This window comes from Streptomyces sp. 7N604, assembly GCF_052245475.1.
Taxonomy (GTDB): Bacteria; Actinomycetota; Actinomycetes; order Streptomycetales; family Streptomycetaceae; genus Streptomyces.
This window is the reverse complement of the sequence record NZ_JBQQBX010000008.1, coordinates 29,748-43,584: the sequence shown is the minus strand read 5'-3', so window position 1 is coordinate 43,584 and position 13,837 is coordinate 29,748. Positions and strand designations below refer to the sequence as shown.

Here is a 13,837-nt window from a genome sequence, read left to right as displayed (position 1 = left end):
CGCAGCGCCCGGTGCGCGGTCACACCGCGCACCGCTGTCACGCACTGCCGTATGCATCGCCGCCCCGCTGTACGCACTTCCAGCACCACCGTACGTACCGCCGCACCCTTCCCCGGCTTTTCCGTCCCCACCTGTGGAGCACCCTATGCAGACCTCCGACCTGACCAAGGTCGCCATAGCCGACGTGCCGCCCAACCGCAAGCGCGGCGGCGATCTGCGTGTCCTGCTCAGCCCCAAGACCTGCGGAGCGACCTCGGGTTTCATGGGCGTCGGCACGCTCGAGCCCGGAGAGTTCGTCTCCGAGCACTACCACCCGTACTCCGAGGAGTTCTTCCACGCCATCCGCGGCCGGATCCTGCTGCGGATCGAGGGCAGGGAGGTGGTGCTGGAGCCGGGCGAGTCCTTCATGGTGCCGATCGGCGTCCGGCACCGCATCGAGAACCCGGGCAGCGAGCAGGCCTTCGTCGCCTTCTTCCTCAGCCCGCTCGCCCCGCGCCCGGACCTCGGCCATGTCGACTGCGAACCGCTGCCCGGCGAGGGCACCCTGCCCGAAGTGGGTGACGTGCGATGAGCGCACGCGCGGTGATCACCGGCATAGGGGTCGTCGCCCCGGGCCAGCCCGGCCGCGAGGCGTTCTGGGAGATGATCGTCAAGGGCCATACGGCGACCCGGCGGATCACGCTCTTCGACCCGGCGCCGTTCCGCAGCCGCATCGGCGCGGAGTGCGACTTCGACCCCGAGCAGGCCGGTCTCTCGTACCAGGAGATCCGGCGCACCGACAGGGCCGGCCAGTTCGCGCTGGTCGCGGCCCGCGAGGCGGTGGCCGACAGCGGGCTCGACCTCGACGCGGAGGACCCGCACCGGATCGGCGTGAGCGTCGGCAACGGCGTCGGCAACGCCATCTCCATGGAGCAGGAGTACCGCACCGTCAGCGACAACGGCCGCCAGTGGCTGGTCGATCAGGGCTACATGGTGCCGCACCTGTACTCGCACGTGATGTCCAGTTCGCTGGCGACCGAGGTGGCGTGGGCTGTCGCCGCCGAGGGCCCCGCGACCGTGGTCAGCTCCGGCTGCTGCGCGGGCATCGACGCCGTCGGGTACGCGGTCGACCTGATCCGCGAGGGCTCGGCCGAGGTGATGGTGGCCGGCGCCACGGACGCGCCGATCTATCCGATCACCGTCTCCTGCTTCGACACCCTGCGGGCCTCCTCCACCAGCAACGACGATCCGGAGCACGCCTGCCGCCCGTTCGACCGGCGGCGCAACGGCCTGGTGCTCGGCGAGGGTTCCGCGGTCTTCGTGATCGAGGAGCTGGAGCACGCCCGCCGCCGCGGCGCGCGGATCTACTGCGAGGTGGCGGGCTACTCGGCCCGCGCCAACGGCTACCACATGACGGGGCTGCGGCCGGACGGGCGGGAGATGGGAGAGGCCATCACGGCGGCGCTCGACGAGGCCCGGATCAACCCGGACGAGATCGACTACGCCAACGCCCACGGCTCCGGCACCAAGCAGAACGACCGGCACGAGACGGCCGCGTACAAGCGGAGCCTCGGCGAGCACGCGTACCGCATCCCGGTGAGCTCCATCAAGTCGATGGTCGGGCACTCGCTCGGCTCGATCGGCTCGATCGAGATCGCGGCGAGCGCGCTGGCCATGGACCGCGGCACGGTCCCGCCCACCGCCAACTACGAGGAGCCCGACCCCGAGTGCGACCTCGACTACGTGCCGGGCACGGCGCGCGAGGCCGACCTGGACGTCGTACTCAGCGTGGGCAGCGGCTTCGGCGGCTTCCAGAGCGCCGTGGTGCTCACCTCGCCGAAGAGAATCGAGGTGGGCGCGGCATGAGCGCACCCGTCATCACCGGCGTGGGTGTGGTCGCGCCCAACGGGCTGGACCGCGAGGCGTGGTGGCAGGCGACCCTGGACGGCACGTCGGGCCTGGGCCGGATCAGCCGGTTCGACCCCGGCCGCTACCCGGTGCAGGTCGCGGGCGAGGCCACCGGCTTCGACCCGGCCGACCACGCGCCCCAGCGGCTCGTCAGCGAGACCGACGCGATGACGCAGTACGCGTTCGGCGCCACGAACGAGGCGCTCGCCGACGCCGAGGTGGACCCGGACTCGATGACCGACCTCGAGATGGCGGTCATCACCGCCAACTCCTCGGGCGGTGTCGAGTTCGGCCAGCGGGAGCTGCAGAAGCTCTACACCGAGGGCCCGCAGGCCGTGGGCGCGTACATGTCCATCGCCTGGTTCTACGCGGCGACCACAGGACAGCTGTCCATCCGGCACGGCATGCGCGGCCCCTGCGGGGTGCTCTGCTCCGAGCAGGCGGGCGGCCTGGACGTCCTGGCGCAGGCCAGACGGGTCCTCGCCAAGGGCACCCGGCTGGTTGTGTCCGGCGGCACGGACGCCTCCCTGTCCCCGTACGGGCTGGTCTGCCAGCTCTCCAACGGCCGGCTCAGCGAGGAGCTCAGACCCGACCGCGCGTACGTGCCCTTCGATCCCGAGGCGAGCGGCTACGTGCCCGGGGAGGGCGGCGCGATCCTCGTCGTGGAGAGCCGCGACGACGCGCGGGCCCGGGGCGCCGGGCGGATCTACGCCGAACTCGCGGGCTACGCGGCGACCTTCGACCCGCGCCCGGGATCCGGCCGCCCGCCCGGCCTCAGGCGGGCCGCCGAACTCGCCCTCGCCGACGCCGAAGTGGCGCCTGCGGAGATCGACGTGGTCTTCGCTGACGGCCACGGCGTACCGGAGCTGGATCGCCAGGAGGCCGAGGCCATCAACGCGGTCTTCGGCCCCGGAGCCGTCCCGGTATCCGTGCCCAAGACCATGACGGGCCGGCTCTACGCGGGTGGCGCGCCGCTGGATGTGGCCGCCGCGGTGCTCGCGCTCCGCGACCAGGTGATCCCGCCCTCGGTCAACGCCCGCCCCGACCCCTCGTACCGCCTCGACCTGATCACGGACCGGCCGCGCGAGGCGTCCTTGCGGACCGCGCTGGTCCTCGCGCGCGGCTACGGCGGCTTCAACGCCGCCGTGGTCCTGCGCTCCGCATGACCGCCATGACCGCCACGACCGTCGTACGGCCGGCACCCCCAGCCAGCACCCTTATCCAGGTATCCAGGAGGAACAGATGAGCAGCATCAGCTTCGACGATCTCAAGGCGATCATGAGCCGGTGCACCGGCGAGCTCGACGGCAGGGAGCTCACCGAGTCCGACCTCGCCACCTCGTTCACCGAGATCGGCTACGACTCGCTCGCGGTGCTGGAGATCGCCAGCCAGATCCAGCGCGAGTACGACCTGCAGATCCCGGACGAGGCCATCGAGGAGATGGACTCCCCGCAGGCCGTGATCGACTACGTGAACACCAGCCTGGCAGCGGTCTGACATGGCCGCCACCGACAACGCGATCGTCATCGCCGCTCCCATGGAGCTGGTGTGGGACATGACCAATGACGTCGAGACCTGGCCCGAGCTGTTCTCCGAGTACGCCAAGGCGGAGATCCTCGGCCGCGAGGGCGCGACGGTGCGGTTCCGGCTCACCCTGCACCCCGACGAGAACGGCGCCGTCTGGAGCTGGGTCTCCGAGCGCACGCCCGACCCGGCCACCCGGACCGTACGGGCGCGGCGGATCGAGACCGGCCCCTTCGAGTACATGGACCTCCACTGGACCTACACCGAGACCGACGGCGGCGTGGAGATGCGCTGGCGGCAGGAGTTCACGGTCAAGTCGGGCCTGCCGTTCGGCGACAAGGAGATGACCGAGCGGCTGAACACCAACACCCGCCGGGAGATGGCCCGGATCAAGGGGCTTGTCGAGAAGGCCGCCGCTGAGCAGGCGGCGGTGAACCGGTGACCCCCGGGCTGCGGGTGCTGCTGCGGATCCGTATCGCCGAGGGGCACGAGACGGAGTTCGAGGAGCTGTGGCGCGCCCACGCCGAGACCGTCCGCCGCTTCCCCGACAACCACGGGCAGCAGCTGCTGCGGCTGGCCGGCGAGACCGGCAGCTACACCGTGCTGACGGACTGGACGGACGAGCCGTCCTTCCGGGCCTTCGAGCAGAGCGCGGAGCAGCAGGCGTACCTCCAGCGGCTCTGGAAGATCCGCGCGGGCGGGGAGATGCAGCTCCTCGAACCGCTCCATGAACTGTCACCGGCCGCCACGGCCGAAGCCTAGGAATCCGGGAGATACGGATGAGCGTGCAGCAGGAACAGGTGACCGAGCTGATCGAGCTGGTCGAGGAGACTCCGTCCAAGGAGCTCGAGGCCGTGGTGGCGCGGCGGGACGGCGGGGTGGACGGCGCCCTGAGCCTGATCTTCGACCTGCTGGTGTCGGAGTTCAACCCCGAGAAGGCGAAGGGGCAGAAGGGCGTCTTCCAGTTCGACATCGCCTCCGCCGACGGCCAGAAGCTCCACTACGTACACGTCGAGGGCGGCACCTGCCGCACCGACAAGGGCCAGCACGAGAGCCCCGACATCACCATCGGGATCAAGCTCCCCGACATGCTGGCGATGGGCGTCGGCAAGCTGCCCGGGGCCAAGGCGTTCCTGACCGGGAAGCTGAAGCTGCGCGGCAGCCCGCTGATGGGCACCAAGCTGGGCGAGTGGTTCGACCATCCCGAGGTGTGACGACCGGGTGAGACACCGCGAAACCGCCGCCGCGCCTCCCCGGCCCGGCGGCGGTTTCGTCAGTGCAGCGTGCGGAAGAGTCGTCAGTCGACGCCCAGGACGGACATGTGCGCGATCGACAGCATGGCCTGCTGGTGGACGACGGCCAGATACGCGTCCGGGTGGTCGGGCAGCTCCGTCCCCTCCAGATAGGGCTGGAGCCACGCTTCCGCGTCCTCGCCGAAGCAGCGGTCCGACAGATAGCCGACCACGTCGTACGGATGGCCGTCGTACTGGACGACCCGGACCAGGGTGTCCTCGTGCAGGAAGAGCGCCGTACGGACGATCGTCGGGTGGCCATCGGACAGCCGCAGGGACGCCTGCCGGTTCGCCGTGGCGCGGGCCGCGGCCAGTTCCGCCCCCGCGCCTCTGCGCAGCGGATAGCGCAGGGCGACCGTGCCGGCCGCGGGCCGCTCGTCCGGGCTGTGCTGCTCGAGCACGGTCATCAGGCTGCGGTGGAAGTGCTCCCGGAAGCCCTCGGGGGTCTCGGTGTCGCGCGACTCGGTGAGGTACGGCAGGATCGCGCGTTCCGCTTCGTGTACCCCCTTCTGTACGGACATGTGCCGGGCGATCTGCGCGGCGCCCGCGCCGTCGTGGTGGATCACCCGGACCAGGGTGCCCCCCTGGACGAACAGCCCGGTGCCCAGCAGCATCCCGACGGTCTCGCCCGACGTGTCCTTGATGACCGGCGAGTCGACCCGGGTGAAGTTGTGCGGTGAGAAGACCTCGGTGAGCTCTTCCTCGTGGCCGGGACGGACGCGGTAGGTGATGGCGTCCAGTGGCATGGCGGTTCCTCCTCTTGGCGGGGCTTCGGCGGGGGCTTCGGCGGTGCTTCAGCGGTGCTTCAGCGGGCGGCGAGCACCGCGACGGTGACGGCGGCCAGGGCGAGCGCCGCGAGGGCCGTACGCAGCCGGTGCCAGGCGCGCCACAGCGGCCGCGGATCCTGCCAGGGGCCGTCCGCGGCGAGACCGCTCAGCGAGCGGTTGATCGGGACGTTGCCGAGGTGCGAGACCGCCTGCACCCCGATGAGCAGTACCGACGCCACCGGGAACAGGGCCTGGCCCGGCGCCTCGGCGAGAAAGCCGAGCGCGAACCCGCTGAGCGTCACGACGTTGACCAGGATCGGCATCAACGGGTGGTAGCCCTTGCCCAGAAGGGCATGGGCTCGCAGGTACTCGGCCCGGCCCATGGCCGACATGGCGGGAGCCACGCTGACCGCCACGGCGACGAAGATGCCGGTGACGGTCCCCGTCCCGATCAGCACGACCCCGCTCAGCACTTCCTCAAGCATCACGACTCCCGGTCGATGGTGGGTGTATCCGCCACCGTGCCGCCACCTGCTCGACTCGCTGTGGAGCGGCGCTCGACGGCGAGCCACCGGGCGATAGCCCCCTTGATCGCCTGCTGCTCGCCTGTTGATCGTCGAGCCGTCTTCGAGTCCGCTTCGACCAGCGGCTCCGACCCTCGTGGCAGCGGTCCGCCGAATCGGGCGGCGGCCAGGTCGGGAGGGTGACTCGTGGTTCAGCTGGTCCAGGTACTGATGCCCGTGGCACTGCTCGCCGGCGGTCTGGCGGCCGGCGGTCTCGCCATCTCCGTGCTCGCGGCCCCGCTGTTCACAACGCTGCCCACCGGGATGTACGTCCCGGTGCACAAGGGCCTGGTCACCCGCTTCGACCCGTTCATGCCGATCTCATTGCTCAGCTGCCTGCTGAGCGACGCGGCCCTGGTCGTCGCCGCGGAGGACGCCGCCGTACGGCTGCTCACGGCCCTGGCCGCCCTGCTGCTGGCGTCCGCGATGACGGTCTCGCTCACCAAGAACGTGCCGATCAACCGGTGGCTGGCGACGCTCGATCCGCAGCGCCTGCCCGCGGACTTCGACCGGCTCGACCCCCGCGAGCGCTGGATCCGCTGGAACCGCGTGCGCGGCGGGCTGGCCGTCGCGGCGCTGCTGGCCAACGTCGGCGCCGCCGCCGTACTGATCTGACAGCCCATCACCCACCCCCTCGGCCTAGGAGAACGTGTGGACACGATGACCGGTGTGGTCGGCCCGGCGATGACCGCCGCGCTGCCGGCCCACGTACGGCTTCTGCTGCTGACGGACGGCAAACGGATATCCCGGGTGCTGCACGTGGTTGCTGAACTGGGCATCGCCGACGAGCTGGCCGACGGCCCGCTCCCGGTGCCCGAACTGGCCGAGCGCACCCATACGCACGCGGACTCGCTGGGGCGCGTCCTGCGGGTGGCCGCCGCCTTCGGGGTGTTCGAGGAGCAGCCCGACGGCAGGTACGCGCTCACGGACCTGAGCGAGGCGCTGCGCTCCGGAGTCCCGGGCAGCCAGCGGGACATGGTGCTCTACAACGGCGACGAGATGCTCTGGCGCTCCTACGGTCGGCTGATGCACACCGTACGCACCGGGCAGCCCGCCTTCGAGGACGCCTACGGCCACGGCTTCTTCGAGCACCTGGAGCAGAACCCGCAGGCAGGCGCCCTGTTCGACCGGGCGATGACGGGCATGAGCCACGCCACGGCCCGGATGCTCATCGACGGCTTCGACTTCGGCCGCTTCGCGCGGATCGCCGACGTCGGGGGCGGGCACGGCTACTTCCTCTCCGAGGTGCTCAGGCACCACCCGGACGTGCGCGGCACGCTCGTCGACCGCCCGTCGGTGGTCGAGGAGGCGCACAAGCTCCTCGATGAGGCCGGGGTCGCGGACCGCGCCGAGGTGGTCCCCGGCGACTTCTTCCAGGAGCTGCCGCCGGGCCGGGACGCGTACGTGCTCAAGGCCGTGCTGCACGACTGGGACGACGAGCGCGCGGTCGCGATCCTCGAGCGGGTCCGCGAGGCGCTCGCGGACAACCCCGAAGGACGGCTGCTGATCTGCGAGTTCCTGGTGGGCCCCGCCAACCGGTGGGACCGGGGCAAGCTGCTCGACCTGGACATGCTGATCCGCTTCGGCGGACGCGAGCGCGGCGAGGACCAGTGGCGGGCGCTGCTGGCGGCCGCGGGCTTCGAGCTGGTGAACGAGCCGGTCCCCGGGCGCTGGGCGGTCCTGGAGTGCCGCCCCGTCCCGGACGGCCGGTGAACGGGCCGATCCGAAGGACCGATCCGAAGGACCGATCCGGCGGAACGGTCCGGCGGCCGGTCCGGCCCAGTCGGCGACATTTCGACCATCGACGCGACGCGAGATGACGGAGGAAGCATGGAACTTCAACTGGTGGGCAAGAACGCCCTGGTCACCGGCGGTAGCCGAGGCATTGGGCGGGCCGTCGTACTGGCGCTGGCCAAGGCCGGCGCCACGGTGGTGACCTGCTACCGGCAGGAGGGCGAGGCGGTGGAGAGCCTGGCCCGTGAGCTGAAGGAGATCGGCGGGGAGCACGCGCTGGTACGGGCGGACGTGAGCACGCCCGCGGGCGTCGAGTTGCTGCTCCAGGAGTGCCAGAGCCGGTTCGAATCGCTGGACGTGCTGGTCAACAACGCCGGCGTGATCAGCCAGATCCCGTTCGCGCAGCTGCAGTTCGAGGAGTGGGAGCGGGTGGTCACCACCAACCTCACCGGCCCCTTCATGGTGATCAGCAAGCTGCTTCCGCTGCTGCGCGAGGGCTCCTCGGCGATCAACATCGGCTCGCGCGGGGCGATGGCGGGCATCCCGCTGCGCGGCCACTACACCGCGTCCAAGGCTGGTCTCGTCGGGCTCACCCGCTCCCTGTGCAAGGAACTCGGGGGCAAGGGCATCCGGTTCAACGTCGTCGCCCCGGGCGTCATCGACACCTCGGAGCCCGACGAGCTGACCGATGAGCAGCGCGCCCAGTACAACGAGCGGTACCTGCGCATGATGGCGCTGGGCCGGTTCGGGCGCCCTGAGGAGATCGCCGGGGCCGTGCTGTTCCTCGCGAGCGAGCTGTCCACGTACGTCAACGGCGAGACGCTGCACGTCGACGGGGGTGTCTGAGGTGGCGGGCCGGCAGGCCGGAGCCTTCCGGGTGCTGCTGACCGTCCAGGTCAAGCCGGGCCTGGAGGCCGACTTCGAGAAGGTCTGGGCGGAGGGCAGCAAGGAGGTCACCGCGCAGTCCGCGAACCTGGGCCACACGCTGGCGCGCAGCGCGAAAGAGGAGTCCGTCTACTACGTGGTCAGCGACTGGACGGACCGGGAGTCCTTCCTGGCCTTCGAGAGCAGCGCCGAGCACGTACGGCACCGGGAGAAGCTGCACCCGTACCGGACCGGCGGCTCGCTGGCGATGATGCACCTGGTGGAGGTGGCGTGATGAGCGCGGCTCCCGGCCGGGTGCGGGTCCTGCTGTATCTGCGGGCCGCGGAAGCGGATGTGCCCGCGGTGGAGGAGGCGTACCACCGGATCAGCAAGGACCTGGCGGGCACGCCGGGCCTGCTGGGCAACGAGCTGCTGCGCGACCTCACAGCGCCGGGCGCCTACGCGGTGCTGAGCGAGTGGGCGAGCCTGGGGGCCTTCCGGGGCTGGGAGGCGGGTTCCGCGCACCGGGGGACGACCTCGCCGCTGAGGCAGTTCCAGGACCGCGAACGCCCCAGCCCCTTCGCGCTGTTGGAGGTGACGGCGGGGTACTGATCCCGTCGGCGCCGTCGACGCCCACACGACTGTGCCGTGGGGAGCTTGTGCTCCCCACGGCACAGTCGTGGCTTGCCCGTTGGGAGGGGCTGTTGGGCGCCTTACGCTGCAATGGCGGCGGCCGTCTCCTTGGCAAGGTGCGAGAGCCATACGGGGGCGCGCGAGTCTCGGTCGATTGCGCGGAGTACCCGTCGGAGAAGGTAGCGGTTTCTTCCGGAGCTGACGGTGTGCAGAAGTGATGCGATGGCCTCCAGTTCAGCTTCTGCCTCGCGCCACGCTCTGCTTTCCGTAAAGGCGGAGAGCAGTCCGATCCGGAGATGCAATGCACTTCGGCCATCCGGAATGGTTACGCCTGCCAGGGAACCCTGAATTGTGGGGGTGGCTTCCTGTGGGACGCCCAGGTCCAGCAGTGCTGCGCCCGTATGCCACTTCACTTCGGTTTCATCCACCCACCATGCCCACCCCGGGTCGCGCGGACTGATGGACTCCTCGGCTCCGCCACGCGCCGCGTCCAGAAAGGTCAGGGTGCGTTTCTGCTCGCCCATTTGGGCAAGCGCCCGGCCACGTCGTACCCGCGCCAAGAGCGCGACTCTCGGCGGAATGTGGGGCTCGCACATGAGCTCATCGGCAATGCGCAGCGCTTCCGCTGGCCGCTCGCGCTCAATGTCCAGCATGGCGAGCATGTCCAGCGCGAACCACTGCATTGACCGGTCTCCGGCATGTCGAGCCAGCATGTGCGATTCCAGGAATGCGGCGCGGGCGGCATCCCATTGCCCGGCATCGAAAAGGAGCCATCCGGCGACTTCGGCTGATTCCGCTACAGCGGCCAGGTAGGCGCGCTGATCATTTTCTCGAACGGAGCCAGTGTCGAGTTTCCGCTGTGCGGATCGCCAGACTTGGACCGCGGCAGGTGCCACCAGGTCACCGCCGTGCCTGTCGGCATGCTTCAAGAGATGCGCGGCGCTGGCCTTCATATGCGCGATATCGGCGTCAAGGCCGCGCGGTTCTTCGGTATTCGCAGGAGAAGCGAGCGTCGTTGCCGGCGACGCCAGACCGTCATGGGCGCCCAGTATTTCGTCAAGTTGTGCGCGTGTAAGGTCCAACAGCTTGGCCATTCTCGGCCGCTGATGTGGTTGGGGATCAACCTCGCCGCGCTCCCAGCGTTGCACGGTGGTGCGGTCCACTCGGAGGACTTCGGCAAATGCCTCCTGGGTGTAGCCGCAAGCCTTCCGGCGTTGTGCCAGGGCCTGCCGTTTGAGTGCCATGTCCGTACTCCGTCCGGCCGCCGTCTGCCCAGGTCAGAGTATCCCCTGCGGCCAAGATGCCGCATGAGTACGGCAGTTCTGCCGTGGTGCGGCCCAACCACGCCCGGAAGCGTGGCGGGAGCAAGAGACCCCGGCGACGGCGGGCACCGTCCCGGGGCATGGCCGACGCTGCAAAGGAGCGCCGACAATGGCAGACCTTATCCGCCACGCACTCGAACGGGTGAGAACGGTCCTGCGCGGGGCGACGTACGCCCGGTCAGGAATCCCCCGCCGGACGGTAGGGGGCGGCGCATTGACGAACAACTGCGAGGAGTGCACGACGCTCACGACGGTCATGTCGGCGACCAAGGACAAAAGCGTGATCACCGATTGCGTCGTCTTGATCCGCCGCCACCCGAATCACACGCCGCCCCCCGCATCCGTCGTGCAGTCCCTGCGGGCGTTGCAAAGGGGGGAGCAATGAGTGTCAGTCGTCTACGTGATGGCTCGCAGGGCGCGTGGCGGGCGTACCTGGAGCACGGGGTGACCTGTACCGCATGCCGGACGCAGGAAGAGAGTTGCGCAACGGCCGTCCGACTGGAGCAGGCGTTCAAGGTGGCTCGTCAGACAGAGCGATCTGCCGCAGCACACGCGACGCTCACGCCCTGCGTCAAGGTGATCGCATGGCCATGACGATCAAGGTGTACCGGGTGAGCAGGGACGGTCAGCGCTCCGCTGTCCGTCATGTACTGGTCCCCGTGGAGCCGGACCCCAGCCCGTTCGATCCTGCTCGATGGCCGCCGTGCACATGCCGACGCTGCCGTGACTCCCGCTCGTCTGTGCGTCGCTGACGCGCCACCGCGTACCCCCAACACGTGGCTAGGGAGGCGAGCCAGGGGAAGATGAAGCGGGCACCCGGGCCGCTGTGGCAGCCGGGTGCCCGCTCCGTACGGGGCCGCGGTCAGGGGAGTCGGACCACCTGGCCCGCGTAGACCAGCCCCGCGCCGAATCCGACCAGCAGGGCGAGTCCGCCGCTGGGCGCCCGGCCCCCGGCCAGCAGCTCCTCCATGGCCAGCGGTATCGAGGCAGCCGAGCTGTTGCCGCTCGTGACGATGTCCCGGGCGACCGCGGTCCGTTCCGTCAGGCCGAGCTGATCGACGACGAAGTCGGTGATGAGCATGTTGGCCTGGTGCGGGATGAAGGCGTCGAGCTGGTCCACGGTGACGCCGGCCAGCTCCAGCATCCGGCGGGTGGCGGGGATGAGTTCGCTGGTCGCCCAGCGGTAGACCTTCCAGCCGGACATGGTGATGGCGGGCCGTGCCTCCGGCCGTTCGCCCGTCCCGTCGTGCCAGGGCGAGGTCATCTTCAGGGCCGCGTTGCGCGAGCCGTCCGCGCGCCACACCACAGGGCCGATCCCGGGCTCCTGCGAGGGTCCTACGACCACGGCGCCGGCGCCGTCGGCGAAGAGGAAGGCCGTGTCGCGGTCGGAGTGGTCGAGGATGTCCGTCATCCGCTCCGCGCCGATGACCAGGACGTGGTCGGAGCGGCCCATCCGTACGAGGTCGCTCGCGAGCGCCACGGCGTGGCAGAAGCCCGCGCAGGCCGCCGAGACGTCGAACGCGGCGGCCTGCGTTGCGCCCAGCCGGTGCGCGACCTCGACGGCGACGGCGGGCATCTGCTCCATGGAGGTGATGGTGGCGACGATGACCGTGCCGAGCTGGTCGGCGCCGATGCCCGCGGAGGCGAGCGCCTTCTCGGCGGCCGACGTCGCCATCGTCGGCAGGGTCTCGGCGGGAGAGGCGTAACGGCGGGAGCGGATGCCCGAGCGGCGCTCGATCCAGTCCGGGTCGAGGCCGGTCCGCTCCGCGATCTCGGTGTTGGGCACGGACCGCTCCGGCCGGTAGGTGCCGACCCCCAGCAGGCGGCTGTGGCGCAGGACTTCGGTGTCCCGGATCGCTGTCATGGTTGTCCTTTCATGGCGTACGGGACGGGGCCCGGACGGACGTCTCACGGTTTATCGGGTGGCTTCGGGGGAGCGCCGGTGACCCCGGCGTCCCCAGCGGGTGGGACCCCAGGGCTTGTACGTGGACACGGCCGTCATGAAGACCAGGGACAGCAGCGCCAGGGCGGCGGCCCCGGCCATGGACCAGCCGACGGTGTCCAGTTCGCCGCCGCGCACCGGGGCGTCGGCGTCGACCAGTTCGTTGGCCTTGAGGATCAGCTGGTGGATGACCGAGAAGCCGAGCAGCATCACGCCCATGGTCGTGAAGAACTTGACGGCCACCCATCTGCGCTGCAGCAGGCCCCACTTGGTGCCCGCACCGACGACGATGCCGGTGATCAGCGCGAACATGCTGGTCATGCCGAGGAAGATCTCGTCCAGCATGGACATGGTGCGGTACATCGCGGCCTGCTGCTCGGCGCTGTGCGTGGTGGCGCCGGCCACGGACATAGCGAACATCCCGGTCACCAGGCCCAGCCAGCCGACCGAGATGGCCACATGGGCCGTGAGCACGGCCTTGCGCAGCCGCTGCGGGATCGTACGGCTGCCCTGGCGCACGGCCGCCATCCAGCGGTTGACGGAGGGGACGAAGAGCAGGACCAGGCCGACGACGGAGGTCACGAAGCTGATCACGGCGAGGCTCGCCTGCAGCGGCCCCACCAGCGGCCGCCCGCCGAGACCGGCGAGGCCGAGACCGGTGAACAGCAGCCCCAGGGAGGTGAACACGGTGAGCAGCACCCGGCCCCACTGGCGGCCGGCCCTGAGCATCTCGGCGAAGAAGCCGAACAGCGCGCAGAACGCGATGGTCAGGACCAGATCGCCGGTGGTGGCGGCGCCCGCGACGCCGGTCTCGACCTGGTGGGCGATCTCGAAGACGTTGCTGGCGATGGCGGCGAGCGTCGCCACGATCACCATCGCGTAGGCCCAGGCGATGGCGGCCGGTCGAGCGGGCGGCGGGGCCGGGGGGTCTGCTGGAGGGGCGGCCTTCGCAGGGTTCCCGGGACTCGCGGGGTCCGCGGGGTCAGCGGGGTTCGCGGGATTCGCGATCTCCGCGGCCTTCCCGGGCTCCGCGGCCTCCCCGGCCGGACGGGCGGCCTCCGCGAGCGGGCGGCCGCCCTTGGCGGCCTTCGCCTTCGCGGCAGGCCGTTGGTCCGTCTGGTCTGTCGTACTCACCGTCGCGCCTCCTTCAAGACAGGGCGCGGGCGGTCCCGCGGCAGCGGGGCTCTGACGCGCCGTCGGTTGCGGGGTTCTGGCGCGATCAGCCTCGCCGGGCGGGCTCGAAGGTCACTCGAAGGGCGGTGGACGGGGGTGGGGCGGGTGTGCGGCGGCGGGAGGCCGGTGGAGGCCT

The 13,837-nt window shown here is 70.5% G+C and carries 17 protein-coding genes; 12 read left to right on the top strand and 5 right to left on the bottom strand.

The window, feature by feature from the left end:
* Positions 1-145 precede the first annotated feature (145 nt).
* The 7 genes from ACTWP8_RS10830 to ACTWP8_RS10800 all read left to right on the top strand — a co-directional run bounded on the left by ACTWP8_RS10830 (position 146) and on the right by ACTWP8_RS10800 (position 4,625).
* A complete protein-coding gene (locus ACTWP8_RS10830) occupies positions 146-571 on the top strand; it encodes a cupin domain-containing protein (protein ID WP_443314147.1) in 426 nt (141 codons plus the stop codon).
* Complete coding sequence (locus tag ACTWP8_RS10825; RefSeq protein WP_443321918.1) at positions 568-1,845, top strand: beta-ketoacyl-[acyl-carrier-protein] synthase family protein; 1,278 nt, start codon at positions 568-570, stop codon at positions 1,843-1,845. Before ACTWP8_RS10830 ends, ACTWP8_RS10825 begins: the two co-directional genes overlap by 4 nt.
* Positions 1,842-3,053: a ketosynthase chain-length factor gene (locus ACTWP8_RS10820; protein ID WP_443321917.1), complete on the top strand. Its 1,212-nt coding sequence runs from the start codon at positions 1,842-1,844 to the stop codon at positions 3,051-3,053. Before ACTWP8_RS10825 ends, ACTWP8_RS10820 begins: the two co-directional genes overlap by 4 nt.
* Positions 3,054-3,129: 76 nt before the next feature.
* A complete protein-coding gene (locus ACTWP8_RS10815) occupies positions 3,130-3,384 on the top strand; it encodes an acyl carrier protein (protein ID WP_443321916.1) in 255 nt (84 codons plus the stop codon).
* Position 3,385: 1 nt separating this feature from the next.
* Complete coding sequence (locus ACTWP8_RS10810; RefSeq protein ID WP_443321915.1) at positions 3,386-3,853, top strand: SRPBCC family protein; 468 nt, start codon at positions 3,386-3,388, stop codon at positions 3,851-3,853.
* The gene (locus ACTWP8_RS10805) at positions 3,850-4,173 is read left to right on the top strand and encodes an antibiotic biosynthesis monooxygenase family protein (RefSeq protein ID WP_443314142.1); all 324 of its coding nucleotides are present in this window, start codon (positions 3,850-3,852) and stop codon (positions 4,171-4,173) included. The genes ACTWP8_RS10810 and ACTWP8_RS10805 overlap by 4 nt, the downstream gene beginning before the upstream one ends.
* A 17-nt stretch (positions 4,174-4,190) precedes the next feature.
* Complete coding sequence (locus ACTWP8_RS10800; protein WP_443314141.1) at positions 4,191-4,625, top strand: SCP2 sterol-binding domain-containing protein; 435 nt, start codon at positions 4,191-4,193, stop codon at positions 4,623-4,625.
* Positions 4,626-4,708: 83 nt separating this feature from the next.
* Here the strand turns inward: ACTWP8_RS10800 and ACTWP8_RS10795 are convergent, their stop codons facing one another.
* Together ACTWP8_RS10795 and ACTWP8_RS10790 are read right to left on the bottom strand one after the other, a co-directional pair.
* Entirely contained in the window at positions 4,709-5,449 is a 741-nt protein-coding gene (locus ACTWP8_RS10795; protein ID WP_443321914.1) for a SchA/CurD-like domain-containing protein, read from the bottom strand.
* Positions 5,450-5,508: 59 nt separating this feature from the next.
* A complete protein-coding gene (locus ACTWP8_RS10790; RefSeq protein ID WP_443314139.1) occupies positions 5,509-5,955 on the bottom strand; it encodes an anthrone oxygenase family protein in 447 nt (148 codons plus the stop codon).
* Between the two features lie 225 nt (positions 5,956-6,180).
* Between ACTWP8_RS10790 and ACTWP8_RS10785 the strand changes: the two genes are divergently transcribed.
* The 5 genes from ACTWP8_RS10785 to ACTWP8_RS10765 all read left to right on the top strand — a co-directional run bounded on the left by ACTWP8_RS10785 (position 6,181) and on the right by ACTWP8_RS10765 (position 9,243).
* Positions 6,181-6,648 (top strand): anthrone oxygenase family protein, encoded by a 468-nt coding sequence (locus tag ACTWP8_RS10785; protein ID WP_443314138.1) that lies wholly within the window; start codon positions 6,181-6,183, stop codon positions 6,646-6,648.
* A 45-nt stretch (positions 6,649-6,693) separates the two neighbouring features.
* Positions 6,694-7,746, top strand: a complete 1,053-nt coding sequence (locus ACTWP8_RS10780) for a methyltransferase (RefSeq protein WP_443322059.1) — start codon at positions 6,694-6,696, stop codon at positions 7,744-7,746.
* A 117-nt stretch (positions 7,747-7,863) separates the two neighbouring features.
* Positions 7,864-8,613 carry an SDR family NAD(P)-dependent oxidoreductase gene (locus ACTWP8_RS10775; RefSeq protein WP_443321913.1) on the top strand — a complete coding sequence of 250 codons (750 nt, stop codon included), beginning with the start codon at positions 7,864-7,866 and terminating at the stop codon, positions 8,611-8,613.
* 1 nt (position 8,614) lies between these two features.
* A complete protein-coding gene (locus ACTWP8_RS10770) occupies positions 8,615-8,926 on the top strand; it encodes an antibiotic biosynthesis monooxygenase family protein (RefSeq protein ID WP_443314136.1) in 312 nt (103 codons plus the stop codon).
* Positions 8,926-9,243 carry an antibiotic biosynthesis monooxygenase family protein gene (locus ACTWP8_RS10765; protein ID WP_443321912.1) on the top strand — a complete coding sequence of 106 codons (318 nt, stop codon included), beginning with the start codon at positions 8,926-8,928 and terminating at the stop codon, positions 9,241-9,243. Before ACTWP8_RS10770 ends, ACTWP8_RS10765 begins: the two co-directional genes overlap by 1 nt.
* 101 nt (positions 9,244-9,344) lie before the next feature.
* Here ACTWP8_RS10765 and ACTWP8_RS10760 read toward each other — a convergent pair whose 3' ends face one another.
* The 3 genes from ACTWP8_RS10760 to ACTWP8_RS10750 form a co-directional block, all read right to left on the bottom strand.
* Complete coding sequence (locus ACTWP8_RS10760) at positions 9,345-10,508, bottom strand: helix-turn-helix transcriptional regulator (protein ID WP_443321911.1); 1,164 nt, start codon at positions 10,506-10,508, stop codon at positions 9,345-9,347.
* A 940-nt stretch (positions 10,509-11,448) separates the two neighbouring features.
* A complete protein-coding gene (locus ACTWP8_RS10755; protein WP_443321910.1) occupies positions 11,449-12,450 on the bottom strand; it encodes a beta-ketoacyl-ACP synthase III in 1,002 nt (333 codons plus the stop codon).
* A 51-nt stretch (positions 12,451-12,501) separates the two neighbouring features.
* A complete protein-coding gene (locus ACTWP8_RS10750; RefSeq protein ID WP_443321909.1) occupies positions 12,502-13,662 on the bottom strand; it encodes a hypothetical protein in 1,161 nt (386 codons plus the stop codon).
* Positions 13,663-13,837: the final 175 nt, after the last annotated feature.

What these genes read in the sequence shown, in the direction of transcription:
- ACTWP8_RS10830 (WP_443314147.1), top strand. Translation starts at nt 146, where the DNA reads ATGCAGACCTCCGACCTGACCAAGGTCGCCATAGCCGACGTGCCGCCC.
- ACTWP8_RS10825 (WP_443321918.1), top strand. Translation starts at nt 568, where the DNA reads ATGAGCGCACGCGCGGTGATCACCGGCATAGGGGTCGTCGCCCCGGGC.
- ACTWP8_RS10820 (WP_443321917.1), top strand. Translation starts at nt 1,842, where the DNA reads ATGAGCGCACCCGTCATCACCGGCGTGGGTGTGGTCGCGCCCAACGGG.
- ACTWP8_RS10815 (WP_443321916.1), top strand. Translation starts at nt 3,130, where the DNA reads ATGAGCAGCATCAGCTTCGACGATCTCAAGGCGATCATGAGCCGGTGC.
- ACTWP8_RS10810 (WP_443321915.1), top strand. Translation starts at nt 3,386, where the DNA reads ATGGCCGCCACCGACAACGCGATCGTCATCGCCGCTCCCATGGAGCTG.
- ACTWP8_RS10800 (WP_443314141.1), top strand. Translation starts at nt 4,191, where the DNA reads ATGAGCGTGCAGCAGGAACAGGTGACCGAGCTGATCGAGCTGGTCGAG.
- ACTWP8_RS10795 (WP_443321914.1), bottom strand. Translation starts at nt 5,449, where the DNA reads ATGCCACTGGACGCCATCACCTACCGCGTCCGTCCCGGCCACGAGGAA.
- ACTWP8_RS10790 (WP_443314139.1), bottom strand. Translation starts at nt 5,955, where the DNA reads ATGCTTGAGGAAGTGCTGAGCGGGGTCGTGCTGATCGGGACGGGGACC.
- ACTWP8_RS10780 (WP_443322059.1), top strand. Translation starts at nt 6,694, where the DNA reads ATGACCGGTGTGGTCGGCCCGGCGATGACCGCCGCGCTGCCGGCCCAC.
- ACTWP8_RS10775 (WP_443321913.1), top strand. Translation starts at nt 7,864, where the DNA reads ATGGAACTTCAACTGGTGGGCAAGAACGCCCTGGTCACCGGCGGTAGC.
- ACTWP8_RS10765 (WP_443321912.1), top strand. Translation starts at nt 8,926, where the DNA reads ATGAGCGCGGCTCCCGGCCGGGTGCGGGTCCTGCTGTATCTGCGGGCC.
- ACTWP8_RS10760 (WP_443321911.1), bottom strand. Translation starts at nt 10,508, where the DNA reads ATGGCACTCAAACGGCAGGCCCTGGCACAACGCCGGAAGGCTTGCGGC.
- ACTWP8_RS10755 (WP_443321910.1), bottom strand. Translation starts at nt 12,450, where the DNA reads ATGACAGCGATCCGGGACACCGAAGTCCTGCGCCACAGCCGCCTGCTG.